Below are 18,390 nucleotides of genomic sequence, written 5' to 3'. Positions count from 1 at the left end.
CCCTCCTCTGGGTGATTAGACCAGTAAATTGCTGCTAAATGCGCTGAATTAGCTATAATCTGGGTCTATTTCAAAGATCCAGACCAATTTCTTACAAAGAAACCATGCTGAATCTGCGATAATATGGGAATATCTAAGTTCGTCTCATGTATTAGGAAGATAGCGACACAATGGCAGCAAAATCACGCATTCTTGTCTTAAATGGTCCGAATCTGAACTTGTTGGGGCTACGCGAACCGGCACATTACGGTTCTCAAACGCTTCCACAAATCATCGAATCACTGACTAAACAAGCGGAACTTGCGGGTGTAGAACTGGAACATCTACAGTCAAATCGCGAGTACGAACTGATTGAACGAATCCACGCAGCTTATGGCAACGTGGATTTTATCATTATCAATCCCGCAGCGTTCACACACACCAGTGTGGCACTGCGAGACGCCCTACTTGGCGTTGCGATCCCATTTATCGAAGTGCACTTATCAAATGTGCACGCCAGAGAGCCTTTCCGCCATCACTCTTATCTGTCTGATAAAGCAGAGGGCGTGATCTGTGGTTTAGGTGCTCAAGGTTACGAATTCGCTCTGTCGGCAGCTTTAAAGAAACTGCAGGCAAGCTAACCCAACAAACGTTGAAGTCATAGACTCTCATCGTAACGAATCACTCTGCAGCTCTATTGAGCTGTCTTATTCACAAGATAAAAGAGAAAGAAAAGATGGATATCCGTAAAATCAAGAAGCTTATCGAGTTAGTAGAAGAATCTGGCATTGCTGAGCTAGAGATCTCTGAAGGTGAAGAGTCGGTACGCATCAGCCGTAGCGGTACTGCAGCACCTGTAGCACCTGTTCAGTACGCAGCGGCACCTGCTCCAGTAGCTGCACCAGCTCCAGCAGCAGCGGCACCTGCGCCAGTAGCAGAAGCAGCGGCAACGGCAGCACCAGCGGTTCCAGCAGGTCACCAAGTTCTTTCTCCAATGGTAGGTACTTTCTACCGCTCTCCAAGCCCAGACGCGAAGTCGTTTGTTGAAGTTGGTCAAACTGTTAACGCTGGCGACACTCTATGTATCGTTGAAGCAATGAAAATGATGAACCAAATCGAAGCTGACAAGTCTGGTGTTGTAACAGCTATCCTAGTTGAAGACGGCCAGCCAGTTGAATTCGACCAACCACTTGTTGTTATCGAATAATAGAGGCTCTCTCTTATGCTAGATAAATTAGTCATCGCGAACCGAGGTGAAATTGCACTTCGTATCCTTCGCGCATGTAAAGAATTGGGCATCAAAACGGTAGCTGTTCACTCGACTGCTGACCGCGACCTAAAACACGTACTACTTGCAGACGAAACAGTATGTATCGGTCCAGCTCGTGGTATCGACAGCTACCTAAATATCCCTCGCATCATTTCTGCGGCTGAAGTAACAGGCGCAGTAGCGATCCACCCGGGTTACGGCTTCCTGTCTGAAAATGCAGATTTTGCTGAGCAAGTTGAGCGCAGCGGCTTCATCTTCGTTGGCCCTAAAGCAGACACCATCCGCATGATGGGTGACAAAGTTTCTGCTATCACTGCAATGAAAAAAGCCGGCGTACCTTGTGTACCTGGCTCAGACGGCCCTCTTGATGACGACGAGGCAAAAAACAAAGCGCACGCTAAACGTATTGGCTACCCAGTAATCATCAAAGCCTCTGGTGGCGGCGGTGGTCGCGGTATGCGCGTTGTTCGCAGCGAGGGCGAGCTTGTAGAAGCAATCGCAATGACGCGCGCAGAAGCGAAAGCGGCATTCAACAACGATATGGTTTACATGGAAAAATTCCTAGAAAACCCTCGTCACGTTGAAGTTCAGGTTATTGCTGACGGTCAAGGCGGTGCTATCCATCTAGGTGAACGTGACTGTTCTATGCAGCGTCGTCACCAGAAAGTTGTGGAAGAAGCGCCAGCTCCTGGTATTACTGAAGAAATGCGTAAGTACATCGGTGAACGCTGTACTCGTGCATGTATCGAAATCGGTTACCGCGGCGCAGGTACATTCGAGTTCCTCTACGAAAACGGCGAGTTCTACTTCATCGAAATGAACACTCGTATTCAGGTTGAGCACCCAGTAACTGAAATGGTAACTGGCGTAGACCTAATCAAAGAGCAGCTTCGCGTTGCTGCTGGCCAGCCATTGTCTTTCACTCAAGAAGACATCAAGATCCGCGGCCATGCGATTGAGTGTCGTATCAACGCAGAAGACCCAGAACGTTTCCTTCCTTCACCAGGTAAGATCGAACGTTTCCACGCTCCAGGCGGCATGGGTGTTCGTTGGGAATCGCACATCTACACAGGTTACACAGTGCCACCTCACTACGACTCAATGATCGGTAAACTAATCACGTTTGGTGAGAACCGTGATGTTGCGATTGCACGTATGAAGAACGCACTTGGCGAGATGATCGTTGAAGGCATCAAAACTAACGTGCCTCTGCAAGAAATGATTATGAATGATGAGAACTTCCAACACGGTGGTGCCAACATTCATTACCTAGAGAAGAAACTAGGCCTGCAGTAAGCGATATCGCTACCATAATAATGAAAATGCTCACTTCGGTGAGCATTTTTGTTTTCGCGCACTTGTTAGCCTTTTCTGCTACACTCTGCGCCAAATCATATCAATCAATGTAAAGAGCTCATACTCATGCCTTGGATTCAAATCAAACTCAATGCGACCAATGAAAACGCTGAACAGATCGGCGATATGCTAATGGAAGAGACTGGTGCGCTGTCTGTGACCTTCTTAGACGCGCAGGATACTCCTGTATTCGAACCTCTACCTGGCGAGACGCGCTTGTGGGGCGATACCGATATCCTAGCGCTGTATGACGCTGAAGCAGATACTAACTTCATCATTGAGCAAACCAAGCTTAGTGGCCTACTTGCACAAGGCTTTGCTTACAAAGTAGAGCAGTTGGAAGATAAGGACTGGGAACGTGAGTGGATGGACAACTTCCACCCGATGAAGTTTGGCGAGCGTCTATGGATTTGCCCAAGTTGGCGCGATATCCCTGAGCCTGACGCTGTAAACGTGATGCTAGACCCAGGCCTGGCTTTCGGCACTGGCACGCACCCAACAACGGCCCTATGTCTAGAATGGCTAGAAGGCTTAGACCTTGCTGGCAAAACCGTAATCGACTTTGGTTGTGGCTCTGGCATCCTGGCGATCGCAGCGATCAAATTGGGCGCAGCAAAAGTTATCGGGATCGATATTGATCCTCAAGCATTGCTCGCTTCAAAAGACAATGCCGAGCGCAATGGCGTTGCTGACCAACTTGAAGTTTTCCTACCTCAAGATCAACCTGAAGGCCTAATTGCAGATGTCGTTGTCGCTAACATTTTGGCTGGTCCACTACGTGAACTATCTCCAATTATTAAGTCTTTGGTAAAACCAAATGGAGACTTAGCGATGTCTGGAGTTCTAGATACTCAAGCAGAAGATGTCGCTAACTATTACCGTGACGAGCTTCACATTGATCCTATCAAAGAGCAGAGTGAATGGTGTCGCATCTCTGGTCGCAAGCAAGGCTAGATAAGACTTTGCGAGTTAATTGACTGATTTTTGGGCATTTTGCGAAAACAATTTGTAAATGCTCAAATATTAGTCTTTTCACAGCGCTAAAAAATGCGTAAAATGCGCGCCCTTACTGGTACTAAGCTGTGAAGACGTTTTGAAAATCGGAAACTACCAACTTAAGAATAATCTCATCGTTGCCCCTATGGCAGGTGTGACGGATAGACCATTCCGAGAGTTGTGTCTTCGCTATGGTGCGGGCATGGCCGTCAGTGAAATGATGTCGTCAAACCCAAAACTATGGAAAACGTCAAAATCAAAGCAACGCATGGTACATGAAGGCGAATCGGGCATTCGCTCTGTACAGATTGCAGGAGCTGATCCACAGCTTATGGCCGATGCTGCTCAGTTTAGTGTTGAAAACGGTGCGCAAATCATCGACATCAACATGGGCTGTCCAGCTAAAAAAGTGAATAAAAAGCTAGCCGGTTCTGCTCTACTTCAGTACCCAGATATCATTAAAGATATTCTGCAAGCTGTAGTAAAGGCAGTAGATGTCCCTGTGACACTGAAAACCCGTACTGGCTGGGACACAGACAACAAAAACTGTGTTCAAATCGCTAAATTAGCCGAAGACTGCGGCATACAAGCTCTAGCTCTGCATGGCAGAACAAAAGCGTGTATGTACAAAGGTGAGGCCGAATACGACAGCATTAAAGCGGTAAAACAAGCGATCTCTATTCCGGTTATTGCTAACGGTGATATCGATAGCCCTGAGAAAGCCAAATTTGTCCTAGAGTACACTGGGGCAGACGCTCTAATGATTGGACGCCCTGCCCAAGGTCGTCCGTGGATTTTCCAGGAAATCCAACACTTTTTGGAAAACGGCACCACGATGCCTGATCTTCCTTATTCGGAAGTGAAAGACATCCTGCTTGGTCATGTGAATGCCCTACATAGTTTCTATGGAGAGTATTTAGGCCCACGAATCGCGCGTAAGCACGTTGGTTGGTATCTAAAAGAGCATGAGCAAGCGAGTGAGTTTCGCCGTACCTTCAACGCCATTGACGCAGCTGAGCTGCAACTTGAGGCGTTAGAAGAGTATTTTGATAAAGCCTGATTAACTGAAGCTACGGCTTCAACCTGACGGCTAAACGTTGCATCATAATTAAGAGAAGAGCTAGACCGAATATGTTCGAACAAAATCTGACTTCAGAAGCATTAACAGTAACTACAGTAACGTCACAAGACCAGATTACTCAGAAGCCTTTACGTGACTCTGTTAAAGCATCTCTTAAAAACTACTTGGCTCAACTAAACGGCCAAGAAGTAACAGAGCTATACGAATTAGTTCTAGCTGAAGTTGAACAGCCACTACTAGATACTATCATGCAGTACACTCGCGGTAACCAGACTCGCGCAGCAACTATGATGGGTATCAACCGCGGTACTCTTCGCAAGAAACTTAAGAAATACGGCATGAACTAATCCTTCAGTGCATTATTTCTGAATTTGAGAAAGCCGAGTCCTAAAGACTCGGCTTTTTCTTTGTATAACAATCACCTTCTTCCTTCGCCATCGGCAGATAAACCTTCGGCTTAGTCCTGTAGCACCAACAGAACGTAGTACTTATTGACCAAATTATAATCAAAGTGTGATCTATTGAGATTGATCACATAAAATGCCCTTATATAATGGATGGCTCTTTAATTGTCTGGATTGGGCTATATGATTGATATGCAACGGGAAGAATGGCTGCAGCTATTGCTGAATGAGCTACCCGAACAGCTATTTGTACTCGATCAGCATGGCCGTTTTGTCGAGGGCTTTGGGGGGACATTTCATTCGACCCGCTTAGACTCAAACCAATCTAAAGCAAGTTTCTTACATGACATTCTAAGTAAAACCAAAGCAGAAGAACTACTGCAAGCACTTACCCTTGTTCTAGAGACTCAAACCACGAGCGTTATTCAGTACTCTATATCTCCGATTGATTGCTTACACTTATCAATTGATGAACTAGAGCAGTTAGAGGACGAAAGCTGGTTTGAAGCAACAATAAAACCACTTTGCACTCTAGCTGATAAACAGTATGTGCTATGGCAGGAGCGTGATATTACCCATGCTCATAAACACGAACAAAACCTCAAACGACTTTCTGAGACCGATGAGCTTACAGGCATCCTCAATCGACGAGCCTTTACACTACAGCTCAACGATGCCTTCACCCACGCGTTAAAGACTTATCAAAATGTCAGCTGTCTTATGATAGACATAGACCACTTCAAAGAAATCAATGATCAAGTGGGTCACTTATCAGGAGATGAAGTCATTACTCACGTCGCAGACATCTGCCAAAAGCAGCTTAGAGCGACCGATGCTATTGGCCGTCTAGGCGGTGAAGAATTTGGTGTCATGCTAAATAACATCAGTGCCATTCAAGCCTATGACATTGCTGAGCGAATACGCGAGTCTATAGAAAAAACACCATGTCATGTTGATGACAAGATTATCTATCCGACAGTGAGTATTGGTATATCTGAAGTAAACACACGACTCAGTGATGTAAAGGAACTATTGATTCAAGCTGATAAAGCGATGTATTACTCTAAGCACACAGGTCGAAATCAAGTCACTATTTATCACACCAGCTTGCCAGAGATGAAAATCGAAGCAAATAATACTAAGATCCTCATCGCCTCTTAAGAGTGGCTTGGATCGTTACAGCACGATTCACTGCCCACTTCATCTTCAGCTAGCGCCCCTAAGATAGAGCAGTGACTGGCGTCATCATCCACATGGCCGCAACAAGCATCATTTATCTTCCTCAAAGCGCTACGAATTCTGGTCAATTCACTGATTTTTTCATCAATCAGCTTCAACTTAGCCGTTGTGATCGCTTTTACCTCAGCGCAACTATGCTCTGTCGCCTCAAGTTTTATTTCTAACAGCTCTTTGATTTCATCCAAACTCAAGCCTAAATCTTTTGCTTTCAAGATGAAGCTGACTTGCTGCTGGTTTTCCTCATTGTAAAGACGATAGCCCGACTCACTGCGCCCTGCGGGCTTTATTAGCTGATTTTTCTCGTAAAAGCGAAGCGTATCTGCGGTCACGCCGCAGCGTTTCGCTAATTCACCTATCTGAAACATAACTGTCCTAATTAACTATTTCGTTACTTTTAAAGCCAAAGATTGAGTTATTTGCAATTATTTTTGCGATGCCAAACGATTGCGCGAGCTTTTTTGTAATAAATTGGTTAGAATACGCGCCATCAATCTCAGAGACTGTTCCAATAGCAATATTGCTAACAAAGGTCTTTACCAAAACTGGCCAATATTTTACTGCTAATTCAATCAGCCAAGTAAAAACAAGTTCATTTTTGGCAAACATCTTTATCTTACTGTGACTTTGAGGAAATAGAAGCATGAGTAACGCTCGTCCTATTCGCCGCGCACTTATCAGCGTATCAGACAAAACTGGCATTGTAGAATTCGCTCAGGCACTCGCTGAACGTGGTGTCGATATTCTATCTACTGGTGGTACGGCTCGCCTACTGGCAGAAAAAGGCATCTCTGTAACGGAAGTCTCTGACTACACTGGCTTCCCTGAAATGATGGACGGCCGCGTTAAAACTCTGCATCCAAAAGTTCATGGTGGTGTTCTAGGCCGTCGCGGCCAAGACGATGACGTGATGGAAACTCACGGTATCAACCCTATCGATATGGTTGTTGTAAACCTATACCCATTCGCAGAAACCGTAGCTAAAGAAGGCTGCACGCTAGCGGACGCGGTTGAGAACATCGACATCGGCGGCCCAACTATGGTTCGTTCAGCGGCGAAAAACCACAAAGACGTAACTATCGTGGTTAATGCACACGACTACGACCGTGTTATCGCTGAAATGGACGCGAACGAAAAATCTCTTACTCTAGACACTCGCTTCGACCTTGCTATCGCAGCATTCGAGCACACAGCCTCTTACGATTGCATGATCGCTAACTACTTCGGCACTATGGTTCCTTCTTACGGAGAGAACAAAGAGGGTGACGAAGAGAGCAAATTCCCTCGCACCTTCAACCAGCAGTTCGAGAAAAAGCAGGACATGCGCTACGGTGAGAACAGCCACCAATCAGCGGCTTTCTATGTTGAAGCGACCCCTGAAGAAGCATCGGTTTCTACTGCTCGCCAAATCCAAGGCAAAGCGCTGTCTTACAACAACATCGCTGACACTGACGCAGCCCTTGAGTGTGTAAAAGAGTTCGACGAGCCCGCTTGTGTCATCGTTAAGCACGCGAACCCATGTGGTGTCGCACTAGGTGGCAACATCTTAGAAGCTTACGACCGTGCATACAAAACAGACCCAACATCAGCTTTCGGCGGCATCATCGCCTTCAACCAAGAGCTAGACGCAGAAACAGCAACAGCTATAGTTGAGCGCCAATTTGTTGAAGTCATCATCGCCCCTTCTGTATCAGCTGAAGCAATTGAAGTGGTAGCAGCGAAGAAGAATGTTCGCCTACTAGAATGTGGTGAGTGGACAACTAAGACCACTGGCTTTGATGTTAAACGCGTTAACGGCGGCCTACTGGTTCAAGACCGTGACCAAGGCATGGTTAGCCTAGATGACCTTAAAGTCGTGTCTAAACGCCAGCCAACAGCAGAAGAGCTAAAAGACGCCCTATTCTGCTGGAAGGTAGCGAAATACGTTAAATCAAACGCAATTGTTTACTCGAAAGGCGACATGACTATCGGTGTCGGTGCTGGCCAAATGAGCCGTGTTTACTCAGCGAAGATTGCAGGTATTAAAGCTGCAGACGAAGGTCTACAAGTCGAAGGCTGTGTAATGGCATCCGATGCGTTCTTCCCATTCCGTGATGGTATCGACGCGGCTGCAGAAGCAGGCATTAAGTGTGTGATTCAACCAGGTGGCTCTATGCGTGATGACGAAGTTATCGCAGCAGCAGACGAGCACGGTATGGCGATGATCTTTACCGGAATGCGTCACTTCCGTCACTAATTCTCTCTTCGTATTTGGCACTGTGGCGTCGTTAACTGCTTTCGCCCACCCCGGTCACATAGCAGGCTATGCTCCCGGAGATGGGCTCAATTGTTGCCTAGCCACAGCACCAACTACTTTTAGCAGAGCTTATTTAATTTAACTAACTTGAAATACTCTTATTTTTGGAAATTTTCATTTTAGAGCAAAGCCATATTGTTAAGGTCAAGGAGAGCTCGCCCTCTTAGTTATAAAGAATGTATAACTATAAATGAGCAAGCTCGACACAGAGATTTGCAATATGGCGCAGCTATCAAAGGATAAATAAATGAATGTATTAATCATTGGTGCTGGCGGTCGTGAGCACGCTTTAGGCTGGAAAGCTGCACAAAACCCAAATGTTGAGACAGTATTTGTTGCACCTGGCAATGCAGGTACAGCGCTTGAGCCAAAGCTTGAGAACGTAAACATCGGCGTTGAAGCAATCTCTGAGCTGGTTGCTTTCGCTCAAGAGAAAAAAATCGAGCTAACGATTGTTGGCCCAGAAGCGCCGCTAGTTATCGGTGTGGTTGACGCTTTCCGCGAAGCAGGTCTACCAATCTTTGGTCCAACAGAAGCCGCTGCACAGCTAGAAGGCTCAAAAGCATTCACTAAAGACTTCCTAGCGCGACACAAGATCCCAACAGGCGCTTACGCAAACTTCACTGAGATTGAACCAGCTCTAGCTTACGTTCGCGAACAAGGCGCTCCTATCGTAGTGAAAGCTGACGGCCTTGCTGCAGGTAAAGGCGTTATCGTTGCAATGACCCTTGAAGAAGCAGAAGACGCAATCAAAGACATGCTGGCTGGCAACGCATTTGGTGAAGCCGGTAGCCGCGTGGTAATCGAAGAATTCCTTGAAGGTGAAGAAGCAAGCTTCATCGTGATGGTTGACGGTCAAAGCGTGCTACCAATGGCCACCAGCCAAGACCACAAACGTGTCGGCGATAAAGATACAGGCCCTAACACTGGTGGTATGGGTGCTTACTCTCCTGCTCCTGTGGTTACACCTGAAATCCATGAGCGTATTCTTGAAGAAGTTATCTACCCTACCGTGCGCGGTATGGACGCAGAAGGCCATCCTTACACGGGCTTCCTATACGCAGGCCTAATGATCGACAAAGATGGTACACCGAAAGTTATCGAGTACAACTGCCGCTTCGGAGACCCAGAAACACAACCTATCATGATGCGTATGGAGTCTGACCTTGTTGAGCTATGTCTAATGGCTATCGATGAGAAGCTAGATGAAGCAGAGTCTAAATGGGATCCGCGCGCATCCATCGGCGTAGTCCTAGCGGCTGGCGGTTACCCTGCTGACTACGCAAAAGGTGATGTGATTTCACTACCAACTGAGCACGCTGACGATCAGAAGATCTTCCATGCGGGCACAGCAAACAACGAAGCGGGTGAAGTGGTGACTAACGGCGGTCGTGTACTGTGTGCAACAGCACTAGGTAATAGCGTTTCAGAGGCGCAAGAGAAAGCTTACGCTCTGGCTAAACAGGTGAGCTGGAATGGTATGTTCCACCGCAACGACATCGGCTACCGCGCGATTGCACGTGAGCAAGAAAAGTAACCAACAATATCCGCTGGTTTACATCCGTAAAAGGCGCTCATGATGAGCGCCTTTTTAGTTTTATAACCGAGGTTATTCTTCAATCAAGCTTGGACGCTCGATACAATCTTGGCTATCTTCCGCCAACATCAGTAGCTCTTTCACTGTCACTCTACTACCACGAGTTGAGCCTAGCAAAGCTATGTAGTTATCTACCGACGACAGACGGTTGACCACAAAGCTAGGCAGCGTCTGGTTAAATTCAATCATCGAATAGTTATTGCCACCACAAGTCTCGAAAGTACTTCCATCCCAGTAGCCTTGAATAAGCTCTAAGCCATCTTTGTCGTTCTGCTTAGTGGTCTCAACAATATCTAGAGCTTCTTGCCTTAGCCAAGCAAGTTTATCGCGGCTTAAAGGAAGCACACGACCATCTAAACGATATTGCTGATACACCGCATCACCTTCTTTGTTAAAGCGAACATGGATGCGGTACGGCGCTAATTTTTGATTATCGGTAAGTTGTTCACCTTCACGAACTAACTCCCTTAACTCTCCCTCAGCCCAACGGTAGTCTGTTTGATACCAACCATAATCACCCGCAGTTACATAATCGGCTGCGGTATAAGAGGAAGACAAACGCTCTGTATACCAATACAGGCTTGTGGCATCCCCCATGGAGCGGCCACCAGTATAATCTGAGAACTGGTCAAGATTCGGCGTTGGCGTTCCTGACGAGCATCCCACCAATAATGAGCCAAGCAATGCTGACAATAAAAATTTCTTCATAATAAAAATATACGCCAAGATAGAAGCTACCTTGGCGTATTTTAAACAATTCCAGCAAAAACTCTGGAGTAGTTTATCTAATTATTTTACAGCGTCTTTAAGAGCTTTACCCGCTACGAATGCAGGAACGTTAGCTGCAGCGATTTGGATTTCTTCGCCAGTCTTTGGGTTACGACCAGTGCGAGCCGCACGGTGGTTAACTTTAAATGTACCAAAACCAATTAGTTGAACTTGGTCACCCTCTTTAAGTGCATCAGTCACACCGTCAAGAGTTGCTTCAAGAGCAGCTTTAGCTTGCGCTTTAGATAGGTCTGCTTTCTCTGCGATAAAGTCGATTAATTGGGTCTTGTTCATTAGGTTTCCCTTCTCATATGTTATCGAATTCAACTCACTCTAAAACATAAATGCCCCATCTGGCAAAGGTTTGTAAGCGATCTTTGGCTTTCATGACGTACTTTTAACCATAATCTGAGTATTAACTCACAATTTGTTACTATCAGAAGCTATGCTAATACTTGTTTTTAACTATTTTTGACCTTATTTATACATTAGCAATAGCCTGCGAAGCCTGATGTTGCAGGAGCTGATGCGAAGAAAAAACACTCACACCAATAATGCCCAGGTATGATAAATCCCGGCTGGAATTGAAAAATCCAATGGGTAACATGCAAAGTTCGGTTGTGATACTGACACCAATTTCGGGTATAACAAACACTTCTAAACCCGACTCATTTTTTGATGGGTGTCGGTAATTAATTAACCTCCATAGGACATTTATGTTACTGCTAACTCTATACGTCTCCGTCGCGATTGGCGTATCGTTTATCTGTTCCGTTTTAGAAGCGGTTCTTCTGAGTATTTCACCAAGTTATATTGCTCAGTTGCGTCAACAAGGTCACCCTGCAGCGGAGTCTTTGACCAAACTAAAAGCAGATATCGACCGACCACTTGCTTCTATCCTGACGCTAAACACTATTGCGCATACTATTGGTGCGGCGATCGCAGGTGCACAAGCTGCTGTCGTATTTGGTAGCCAGTGGCTAGGCGTATTTTCCGCAGTGCTTACCTTCGCAGTTCTGCTCTTGTCTGAAATCGTACCGAAAACAATTGGTGCCACTTACTGGCGTCAACTCGCACCAATGGCAGCAACTACATTACGCTGGATGGTCTGGGCACTAACTCCATTTGTTTGGTTCTCTGAACAAATCACCAAACGCTTAGCCAGTGGCCATGAAGCACCAAAAATGCGAGATGAACTATCTGCAATGGCACTACTAGCGAAAGAGAGCGGGGAGTTTGCTGAAGGCGAAACCAAGATCCTCAACAACTTATTGGGCATCCAAGATGTGCCAGTCACGCAAGTGATGACGCCTCGCCCAGTTGTGTTTCGCGTAGATGCGGAAATGAGCATCAATGAGTTTTTAACGGAATACAAAGACACACCATTCTCGCGACCACTGGTCTACAGCCAATCAAAAGATAATATTATTGGTTTCGTGCACCGTTTAGAGCTGTTCAAGTTGCAGCAAGGTGGTTGTGGCGAGAAGCAATTGGGTGCAGTAATGCGTCCAGTTCATGTTCTGCTCAACACGATTGCTCTGCCAAAAGCATTTGAACAGATGATGGCAAACCGACTGCAGCTTGCGATGATTGTAGATGAGTACGGAACAGTGCAAGGCATCTTGACCTTAGAAGATATCTTTGAGCACTTAGTGGGTGAAGAGATCGTCGACGAAGCTGACCGAACCACCGACATGCAAGAGCTTGCCTTTGAGCGCTGGGAAAAGTGGAAAGAACGCCACGGCGTAATTGAAAATCGCGACGAAGACGATGACGAGCTTGAAGAAGCGAGAGCAAAAAAAGAAGAAAACTAATCACACTGAGCTCTAGAAAAACAAAAGGGTTGATGCGAAAACATCAACCCCTTTTAGTTTAGTGAATAAACTGCGTTCTAGAGTTCAATACCAATATTGCTCACGCCTTCCTCTTTAAGCTCAGCGCGCAGGTCTTTAATCAACTCAATGTCACGCTCTTGCGCATCCTTCAACGGGCGGAAAATTGCCCACTGTACGTCCCACTCAGCACAAACAGCTTCATTATCTTTTTGATTCTCATTGGTAATTTCTTCACCCGTTTGAGCCTCTTCAAGCTGTGCTACCGTCATCACCGATTGCTGGCTAAGCTTTTGCATATTTTCGTACAAATAGTCGCGATCAAGCAGGCCGTGGATTAGAGTCGATAGACCTACACAAGCATCAATTGCTGGGTACACACCGTAAAAATCAAAATCTTCAGAGCTAGGAATGATCTCTTCTAACTTTTCAAGCTGGCGCTCAAAGTTAACTTTAGCGGTTTTCACCGTGAGTTGCTCCCAGATGCTGTCTAGGATATCGCGGTAAACACGCGCCTCGGCAAACTCTGTCGTTTGACAAAACATGGCATAGTTTGGATACATACGTTCACATAGACACGCCATAAAGGTAATCTGTTTCCAGGGTTCAAACTTCTCAAGACGAAGCTGAAGAGGATTCTGTAGCATAGAGACTCTTAGGGTCTGTCGACCTAGTTGCTGAATTAGACAGCGAAAGTGTACTTGATAACCAGCAGGGAAAAAAGCAAGCCGATGAACAATTTCACACATAAAGTGTATCTTCTCACGGAAGATGACTCGAAGTACCAAGCGTTACTTGAACAAGCTAATTTACCGGATTTAGAGATCACCACATCACGCCAAGAAGCAAACATATTACTTGCTTCTCCACCAATGGCAGCTTCATGCATTGCAGACTTTACTCGTTTAGAGTGGATTCAATCCATTTACGCTGGCGTCGATGCTCTCATCCCTGCTTTGGATGAGTTTAGTGGTGAGTTCACCAATGTAAAAGGTATTTTCGGTCAACAGATTTCAGAGTACGTTCTTGGTTATCTTATTCAATATCATCGTCACTTCATGCAATACGCACAGCAGCAAAGAGATATGACTTGGCAGCCCATTCCTTACCAATCATTAAACAACTTAAATATGGTTATTCTTGGTACAGGATCAATTGGTAGCTATTTGGCAACAACCGCCAAAGCCTTTGGTATTCACGTGTCAGGCGTAAACCGCAGTGGTATTCCGGCCAAGAACAGCCCTTTTGATACGACTTATCACATCCAAGAACTATCCACCGCTCTGAAAGAAGCAGATGTGATCGTTAATACCCTACCCAATACTCCAGACACGCATCATATTTTCAATCTCGACAATCTCAGCTTCTGCAATCAAGCACTGCTGTTTAATGTCGGCCGAGGAACTGCCGTAGACGAAGCGGCCCTATTGCAAGCTTTGGACAATCATTGGTTATCTCACGCTTATTTAGATGTGTTCGATAATGAGCCATTAACCGAGGAGCACTCATTTTGGTCACATAAATCCATTACTATCACCCCTCATATCGCTGCCCTAAGCTTCCCAGAACAAGTGGTTGAAATTTTTACTGAGAATTACCAAAGATGGCGTGATGGCTTCAGTTTAATAAACCAAGTTGATGTGGATAAAGGATATTGAGGTGTCGGACAATATACATAAGCTAGACCAGTTACTTGTTCAGGTAAGAAAGTGCGAGATATGCGCCCCCTACTTAGAGCTTGGTTGCAATCCAGTTGTCCAAGCAAACGAGTCCGCTAAGCTGCTTATCATAGGGCAAGCCCCAGGACTGAAGGTTCATCAAACGTCTGTCCCTTGGAACGACCCAAGCGGAGATAGATTAAGACATTGGCTTCAACTGGATAAAGAGCAGTTTTATGACCAGAGCCAAATTGCCATCATGCCGATGGGGCTATGTTATCCGGGGAAAGGAAAAAGTGGCGATTTACCACCGAGAAAAGAGTGTGCACCTACATGGCATCAGGCAATCTTAGAGCGGTTACCAAATATCGGCATGACGTTACTCATCGGACAATATGCACAAAACTACTACCTAGATGACAAACCGAATACACTGACAGAAACGGTTAAAGAGTGGCAACGTTGGGCGCCAAACTGCATTCCCCTACCTCACCCTTCACCAAGAAACACCTTGTGGTTAAAGCGAAACCCTTGGTTTGAAGACCAGGTCGTCCTATACATTAGAGAATACGTTCACCAGCACCTTAAAAATAAATAAAGCTCCGAAAGGAGCTTTATTTATGAATTTGAGAAGACGTTTAATCAGAGCCAAACAAGTCGCGGGTATAAACTTTATCTGCCACATCTGCCAATTCTTCTGCCATGCGGTTAGAAACAATAACATCCGATTTAGCTTTAAAGGCTTCTAAGTCTCGCATAACTTCAGAATGGAAGAACTCATCTTCTTCCAACACTGGCTCGTATACCACTACCGTAATACCTTTGGCTTTCAAACGCTTCATAATGCCTTGAATCGATGATGCGCGGAAGTTGTCAGAGCCGGCTTTCATGATCAAACGATATATGCCGACAACTTTTGGATCGCGCTTCAAAATCGACTCAGCAACGAAATCTTTGCGAGTGCGGTTTGCATCTACGATCGCACCAATTATATTATTTGGCACATCTTGATAGTTAGCCAAAAGCTGTTTGGTATCTTTAGGTAGACAGTAACCCCCATAACCAAATGAAGGGTTGTTGTAGTGGTTACCAATACGCGGATCTAACCCAACGCCTTCAATGATTTGACGACTATCTAAACCATGCGCTTCTGCGTAGGAATCTAGCTCATTAAAGTAAGCGACTCGCATTGCTAGGTAAGTATTTGAGAACAGTTTTACCGCTTCTGCTTCGGTGGAGTTAGTAAGCAGTACTTCAATATCCTGTTTCTGAGCGCCTTCAACCAATAAGTTGGCAAACTCTTGTGCTCGCTCACTTTGCTCACCCACGATGATGCGTGATGGATGCAAGTTGTCGTAAAGCGCTTTACCTTCGCGAAGAAATTCCGGAGAAAAGATTAGATTTTCGCAACCTAGCTCTTGTTTAATTCGCTCAGTATAACCAACTGGAACAGTAGATTTAATCACCATCACTGCATCAGGGTTGATTACCATGACATCTTTAATCACAGATTCTACTGACGAAGTATTGAAGTAGTTTGTCACAGGATCGTAATCCGTCGGTGTCGCAATCACAACAAAACGTGCGTCAGCATAAGCAAGCTGTTTATCTGTGGTCGCTACGAAGTCCATTTCTTTGTTGGATAAGAAATCTTCGATTTCGGCATCCACAATTGGAGAAACCTTTTGATTCAACAACTCTACTTTCTTTTCTACTACATCTAGCGCCACAACGTGGTGGTTTTGTGCTAATAACATCGCGTTAGAAAGACCAACGTAACCTGTACCTGCTACTGCAACTTTCACTGCTAACCTCTTCTTGCATTTGGAAATGTCCAGTTCCCCCTAACGATTAGAGAAATCGGACACTCGTTCCAAAAATGATTCCCTGATGAATATGAGGGATAGTGACGATATGTGCATATTACATCAAGCAAGCACGAAAGTAACTTTCGCACTTATTAGAAGTGAGACACTTATTTCATCCGAAAAAGAGTGTCCTCTAGAAAAACAAAAACGGAGACCGAGGTCTCCGTTTTCAATTTCACTATGAATAGCGAGGGGATGACTACATCATACCGCCCATGCCACCCATACCGCCCATGCCACCCATATCTGGCATTGCAGGAGCGTCTTTAGCTGGAAGGTCAGTAACCATAGCTTCAGTTGTGATCATAAGACCCGCTACTGATGCTGCAAATTGAAGAGCGCTGCGAGTTACTTTAGTTGGGTCTAGGATACCCATCTCGATCATGTCACCGTATTCGCCAGTTGCCGCGTTGTAACCGTAGTTACCTTCGCCTGCGCGAACATTGTTAGCAACAACAGACTCTTCATCGCCTGCGTTCTTAGTGATTTGACGGATTGGCGCTTCCATTGCACGTAGTGCTACACGGATACCAACGTTTTGTTCTTCGTTGTCACCTTCAAGGTTAGCAACTTTAGACGCTGCGCGAATAAGTGCGACACCACCACCAGCAACTACCCCTTCTTCAACCGCTGCGCGAGTTGCATGAAGTGCATCTTCAACGCGGTCTTTCTTCTCTTTCATTTCAACTTCAGTTGCTGCGCCAACTTTGATTACTGCAACACCGCCAGCCAGTTTAGCTACGCGCTCTTGCAGTTTCTCTTTGTCGTAATCTGAAGTTGCTTCTTCGATTTGCTGACGGATTTGAGCAACACGACCTTGGATCATTGCTTCTTCACCCGCACCATCGATGATAGTTGAGTTTTCTTTAGTGATAGTCACGCGCTTAGCTTGACCTAGGTCTTCTAGCGTTACTTTCTCTAGGTCTAGACCGATCTCTTCAGAGATAACTGTACCGCCAGTTAGGATAGCGATGTCTTGTAGCATTGCTTTACGACGGTCACCAAAACCAGGCGCTTTAACAGCCGCTACTTTCACGATACCACGCATGTTGTTCACAACTAGAGTTGCTAGTGCTTCGCCTTCTACATCTTCAGCGATGATTAGAAGTGGACGAGATGCTTTCGCTACCGCTTCCAGAGTAGGAAGAAGTTCGCGGATGTTCGATACTTTCTTATCGATCAGTAGAATGAATGGGCTTTCTAGATCAACGCTGCCAGCTTCTTGGTTGTTGATGAAGTAAGGAGATAGGTAACCGCGGTCGAACTGCATACCTTCTACTACGTCTAGCTCATCTTGTAGAGCCTGACCTTCTTCAACAGTGATAACGCCATCACGACCAACTTTTTCCATCGCTTCAGCAATAATGTTACCTACTGTTGCGTCAGAGTTCGCAGAAATAGTACCAACCTGTGCAATCGCTTTTGTATCTGCACATGGAACAGATAACGCTTTTAGCTCTTCAACAGCTGCAACTACCGCTTTGTCGATACCGCGCTTAAGATCCATTGGATTCATGCCTGCAGCGACTGCTTTAAGGCCTTCGTTAACGATAGCTTGAGCAAGTACTGTTGCTGTCGTTGTACCGTCACCCGCAGCGTCGTTTGCTTGAGACGCTACTTCTTTAACCATTTGTGCGCCCATGTTTTGGAACTTGTCTTCAAGTTCGATTTCGCGCGCTACAGATACACCATCTTTAGTAATCGTTGGTGCACCGAAAGATTTGTCTAGAACTACGTTACGGCCTTTAGGACCTAGTGTTACTTTTACTGCATCAGCCAGAACGTTTACACCTTCTAGCATTTTAATACGTGCGTCGTTACCAAATTTAACGTCTTTAGCAGCCATCTTTTATTTCCTTTAAATTCTTTAATTTGACTAGTATTTGAATCTGAGCAAAAAACTACTCAATGATTGCTATTACTCAACTATCGCCATGATGTCGTTTTCAGACATCACTAGCACTTCTTTACCGTCGATTTTTTCAGTCTTAGTACCGTAACCTTCAGCGAAGATAACCGTGTCGCCAACTTTTACGTCCAACGGTAGCA

Annotated in this window: 19 protein-coding genes and 1 pseudogene; 12 read left to right on the top strand and 8 right to left on the bottom strand. The window is 45.5% G+C overall.

Going from position 1 to position 18,390, the window contains the following annotated elements:
* Positions 1-170: 170 nt before the first annotated feature.
* The 7 genes from aroQ (at position 171) to AC4MRV_RS11305 (ending at position 6,247) form a co-directional block, all read left to right on the top strand.
* Entirely contained in the window at positions 171-620 is a 450-nt protein-coding gene (aroQ, locus tag AC4MRV_RS11335) for a type II 3-dehydroquinate dehydratase (RefSeq protein ID WP_491187449.1), read from the top strand.
* Positions 621-715: 95 nt separating this feature from the next.
* Positions 716-1,186 carry an acetyl-CoA carboxylase biotin carboxyl carrier protein gene (gene accB / locus AC4MRV_RS11330; RefSeq protein WP_491187448.1) on the top strand — a complete coding sequence of 157 codons (471 nt, stop codon included), beginning with the start codon at positions 716-718 and terminating at the stop codon, positions 1,184-1,186.
* 15 nt (positions 1,187-1,201) lie between these two features.
* Positions 1,202-2,545 carry an acetyl-CoA carboxylase biotin carboxylase subunit gene (gene accC / locus AC4MRV_RS11325; protein WP_491187447.1) on the top strand — a complete coding sequence of 448 codons (1,344 nt, stop codon included), beginning with the start codon at positions 1,202-1,204 and terminating at the stop codon, positions 2,543-2,545.
* Between the two features lie 126 nt (positions 2,546-2,671).
* Positions 2,672-3,559 (top strand): 50S ribosomal protein L11 methyltransferase, encoded by an 888-nt coding sequence (prmA, locus tag AC4MRV_RS11320; RefSeq protein WP_491187446.1) that lies wholly within the window; start codon positions 2,672-2,674, stop codon positions 3,557-3,559.
* Between the two features lie 139 nt (positions 3,560-3,698).
* On the top strand, positions 3,699-4,661 hold the full coding sequence (gene dusB, locus AC4MRV_RS11315; protein WP_491187445.1) for a tRNA dihydrouridine synthase DusB: 963 nt from the start codon (positions 3,699-3,701) through the stop codon (positions 4,659-4,661).
* Between the two features lie 71 nt (positions 4,662-4,732).
* A complete protein-coding gene (gene fis, locus AC4MRV_RS11310) occupies positions 4,733-5,029 on the top strand; it encodes a DNA-binding transcriptional regulator Fis (protein ID WP_000462885.1) in 297 nt (98 codons plus the stop codon).
* Positions 5,030-5,269: 240 nt separating this feature from the next.
* On the top strand, positions 5,270-6,247 hold the full coding sequence (locus AC4MRV_RS11305) for a GGDEF domain-containing protein (protein ID WP_491187444.1): 978 nt from the start codon (positions 5,270-5,272) through the stop codon (positions 6,245-6,247).
* On the opposite strand, the gene zntR is transcribed toward AC4MRV_RS11305, so the two are convergent.
* Positions 6,244-6,690, bottom strand: a complete 447-nt coding sequence (zntR, locus tag AC4MRV_RS11300) for a Zn(2+)-responsive transcriptional regulator (protein ID WP_491187443.1) — start codon at positions 6,688-6,690, stop codon at positions 6,244-6,246. The genes AC4MRV_RS11305 and zntR overlap by 4 nt on opposite strands.
* Before the next feature lie 7 nt (positions 6,691-6,697).
* Entirely contained in the window at positions 6,698-6,967 is a 270-nt protein-coding gene (locus AC4MRV_RS11295; protein ID WP_491187442.1) for a hypothetical protein, read from the bottom strand.
* On the opposite strand from AC4MRV_RS11295, the gene purH reads away from it, so the two are divergent.
* Both purH and purD read left to right on the top strand, forming a co-directional pair.
* The gene (gene purH / locus AC4MRV_RS11290) at positions 6,966-8,558 is read left to right on the top strand and encodes a bifunctional phosphoribosylaminoimidazolecarboxamide formyltransferase/IMP cyclohydrolase (RefSeq protein ID WP_491187441.1); all 1,593 of its coding nucleotides are present in this window, start codon (positions 6,966-6,968) and stop codon (positions 8,556-8,558) included. The genes AC4MRV_RS11295 and purH overlap by 2 nt on opposite strands.
* 307 nt (positions 8,559-8,865) lie before the next feature.
* Positions 8,866-10,155, top strand: a complete 1,290-nt coding sequence (purD, locus tag AC4MRV_RS11285; protein WP_491187440.1) for a phosphoribosylamine--glycine ligase — start codon at positions 8,866-8,868, stop codon at positions 10,153-10,155.
* A gap of 72 nt (positions 10,156-10,227) precedes the next feature.
* Here purD and AC4MRV_RS11280 read toward each other — a convergent pair whose 3' ends face one another.
* A complete protein-coding gene (locus tag AC4MRV_RS11280) occupies positions 10,228-10,923 on the bottom strand; it encodes a DUF1481 domain-containing protein (RefSeq protein ID WP_491187439.1) in 696 nt (231 codons plus the stop codon).
* An 81-nt stretch (positions 10,924-11,004) separates the two neighbouring features.
* Positions 11,005-11,277 carry a nucleoid-associated protein HU-alpha gene (gene hupA, locus AC4MRV_RS11275; protein ID WP_008079028.1) on the bottom strand — a complete coding sequence of 91 codons (273 nt, stop codon included), beginning with the start codon at positions 11,275-11,277 and terminating at the stop codon, positions 11,005-11,007.
* Between the two features lie 422 nt (positions 11,278-11,699).
* On the opposite strand from hupA, the gene AC4MRV_RS11270 reads away from it, so the two are divergent.
* Positions 11,700-12,797 (top strand): CNNM domain-containing protein, encoded by a 1,098-nt coding sequence (locus tag AC4MRV_RS11270; protein ID WP_491187438.1) that lies wholly within the window; start codon positions 11,700-11,702, stop codon positions 12,795-12,797.
* Positions 12,798-12,874: 77 nt separating this feature from the next.
* On the opposite strand, the gene AC4MRV_RS11265 is transcribed toward AC4MRV_RS11270, so the two are convergent.
* Complete coding sequence (locus AC4MRV_RS11265) at positions 12,875-13,462, bottom strand: YjaG family protein (RefSeq protein WP_491187437.1); 588 nt, start codon at positions 13,460-13,462, stop codon at positions 12,875-12,877.
* 84 nt (positions 13,463-13,546) lie between these two features.
* On the opposite strand from AC4MRV_RS11265, the gene AC4MRV_RS11260 reads away from it, so the two are divergent.
* Together AC4MRV_RS11260 and AC4MRV_RS11255 are read left to right on the top strand one after the other, a co-directional pair.
* A complete protein-coding gene (locus AC4MRV_RS11260) occupies positions 13,547-14,473 on the top strand; it encodes a D-2-hydroxyacid dehydrogenase (RefSeq protein WP_491187436.1) in 927 nt (308 codons plus the stop codon).
* A gap of 1 nt (position 14,474) precedes the next feature.
* Complete coding sequence (locus tag AC4MRV_RS11255) at positions 14,475-15,071, top strand: uracil-DNA glycosylase family protein (protein ID WP_491187435.1); 597 nt, start codon at positions 14,475-14,477, stop codon at positions 15,069-15,071.
* Positions 15,072-15,111: 40 nt separating this feature from the next.
* Here AC4MRV_RS11255 and AC4MRV_RS11250 read toward each other — a convergent pair whose 3' ends face one another.
* From AC4MRV_RS11250 to groES, 3 genes and pseudogenes are all read right to left on the bottom strand, one after another.
* Positions 15,112-16,278 carry a nucleotide sugar dehydrogenase gene (locus AC4MRV_RS11250; RefSeq protein ID WP_491187434.1) on the bottom strand — a complete coding sequence of 389 codons (1,167 nt, stop codon included), beginning with the start codon at positions 16,276-16,278 and terminating at the stop codon, positions 15,112-15,114.
* A 262-nt stretch (positions 16,279-16,540) separates the two neighbouring features.
* Entirely contained in the window at positions 16,541-18,187 is a 1,647-nt protein-coding gene (groL, locus tag AC4MRV_RS11245; protein ID WP_491187433.1) for a chaperonin GroEL, read from the bottom strand.
* Between the two features lie 72 nt (positions 18,188-18,259).
* Positions 18,260-18,390, bottom strand: a pseudogene (groES, locus tag AC4MRV_RS11240) (co-chaperone GroES); the annotation flags it as partial.

It is taken from the genome of Vibrio sp., from assembly GCF_984391705.1.
Note: the sequence above shows the minus strand (reverse complement) of the source record. Positions and strands in the feature narration are given on the sequence as shown.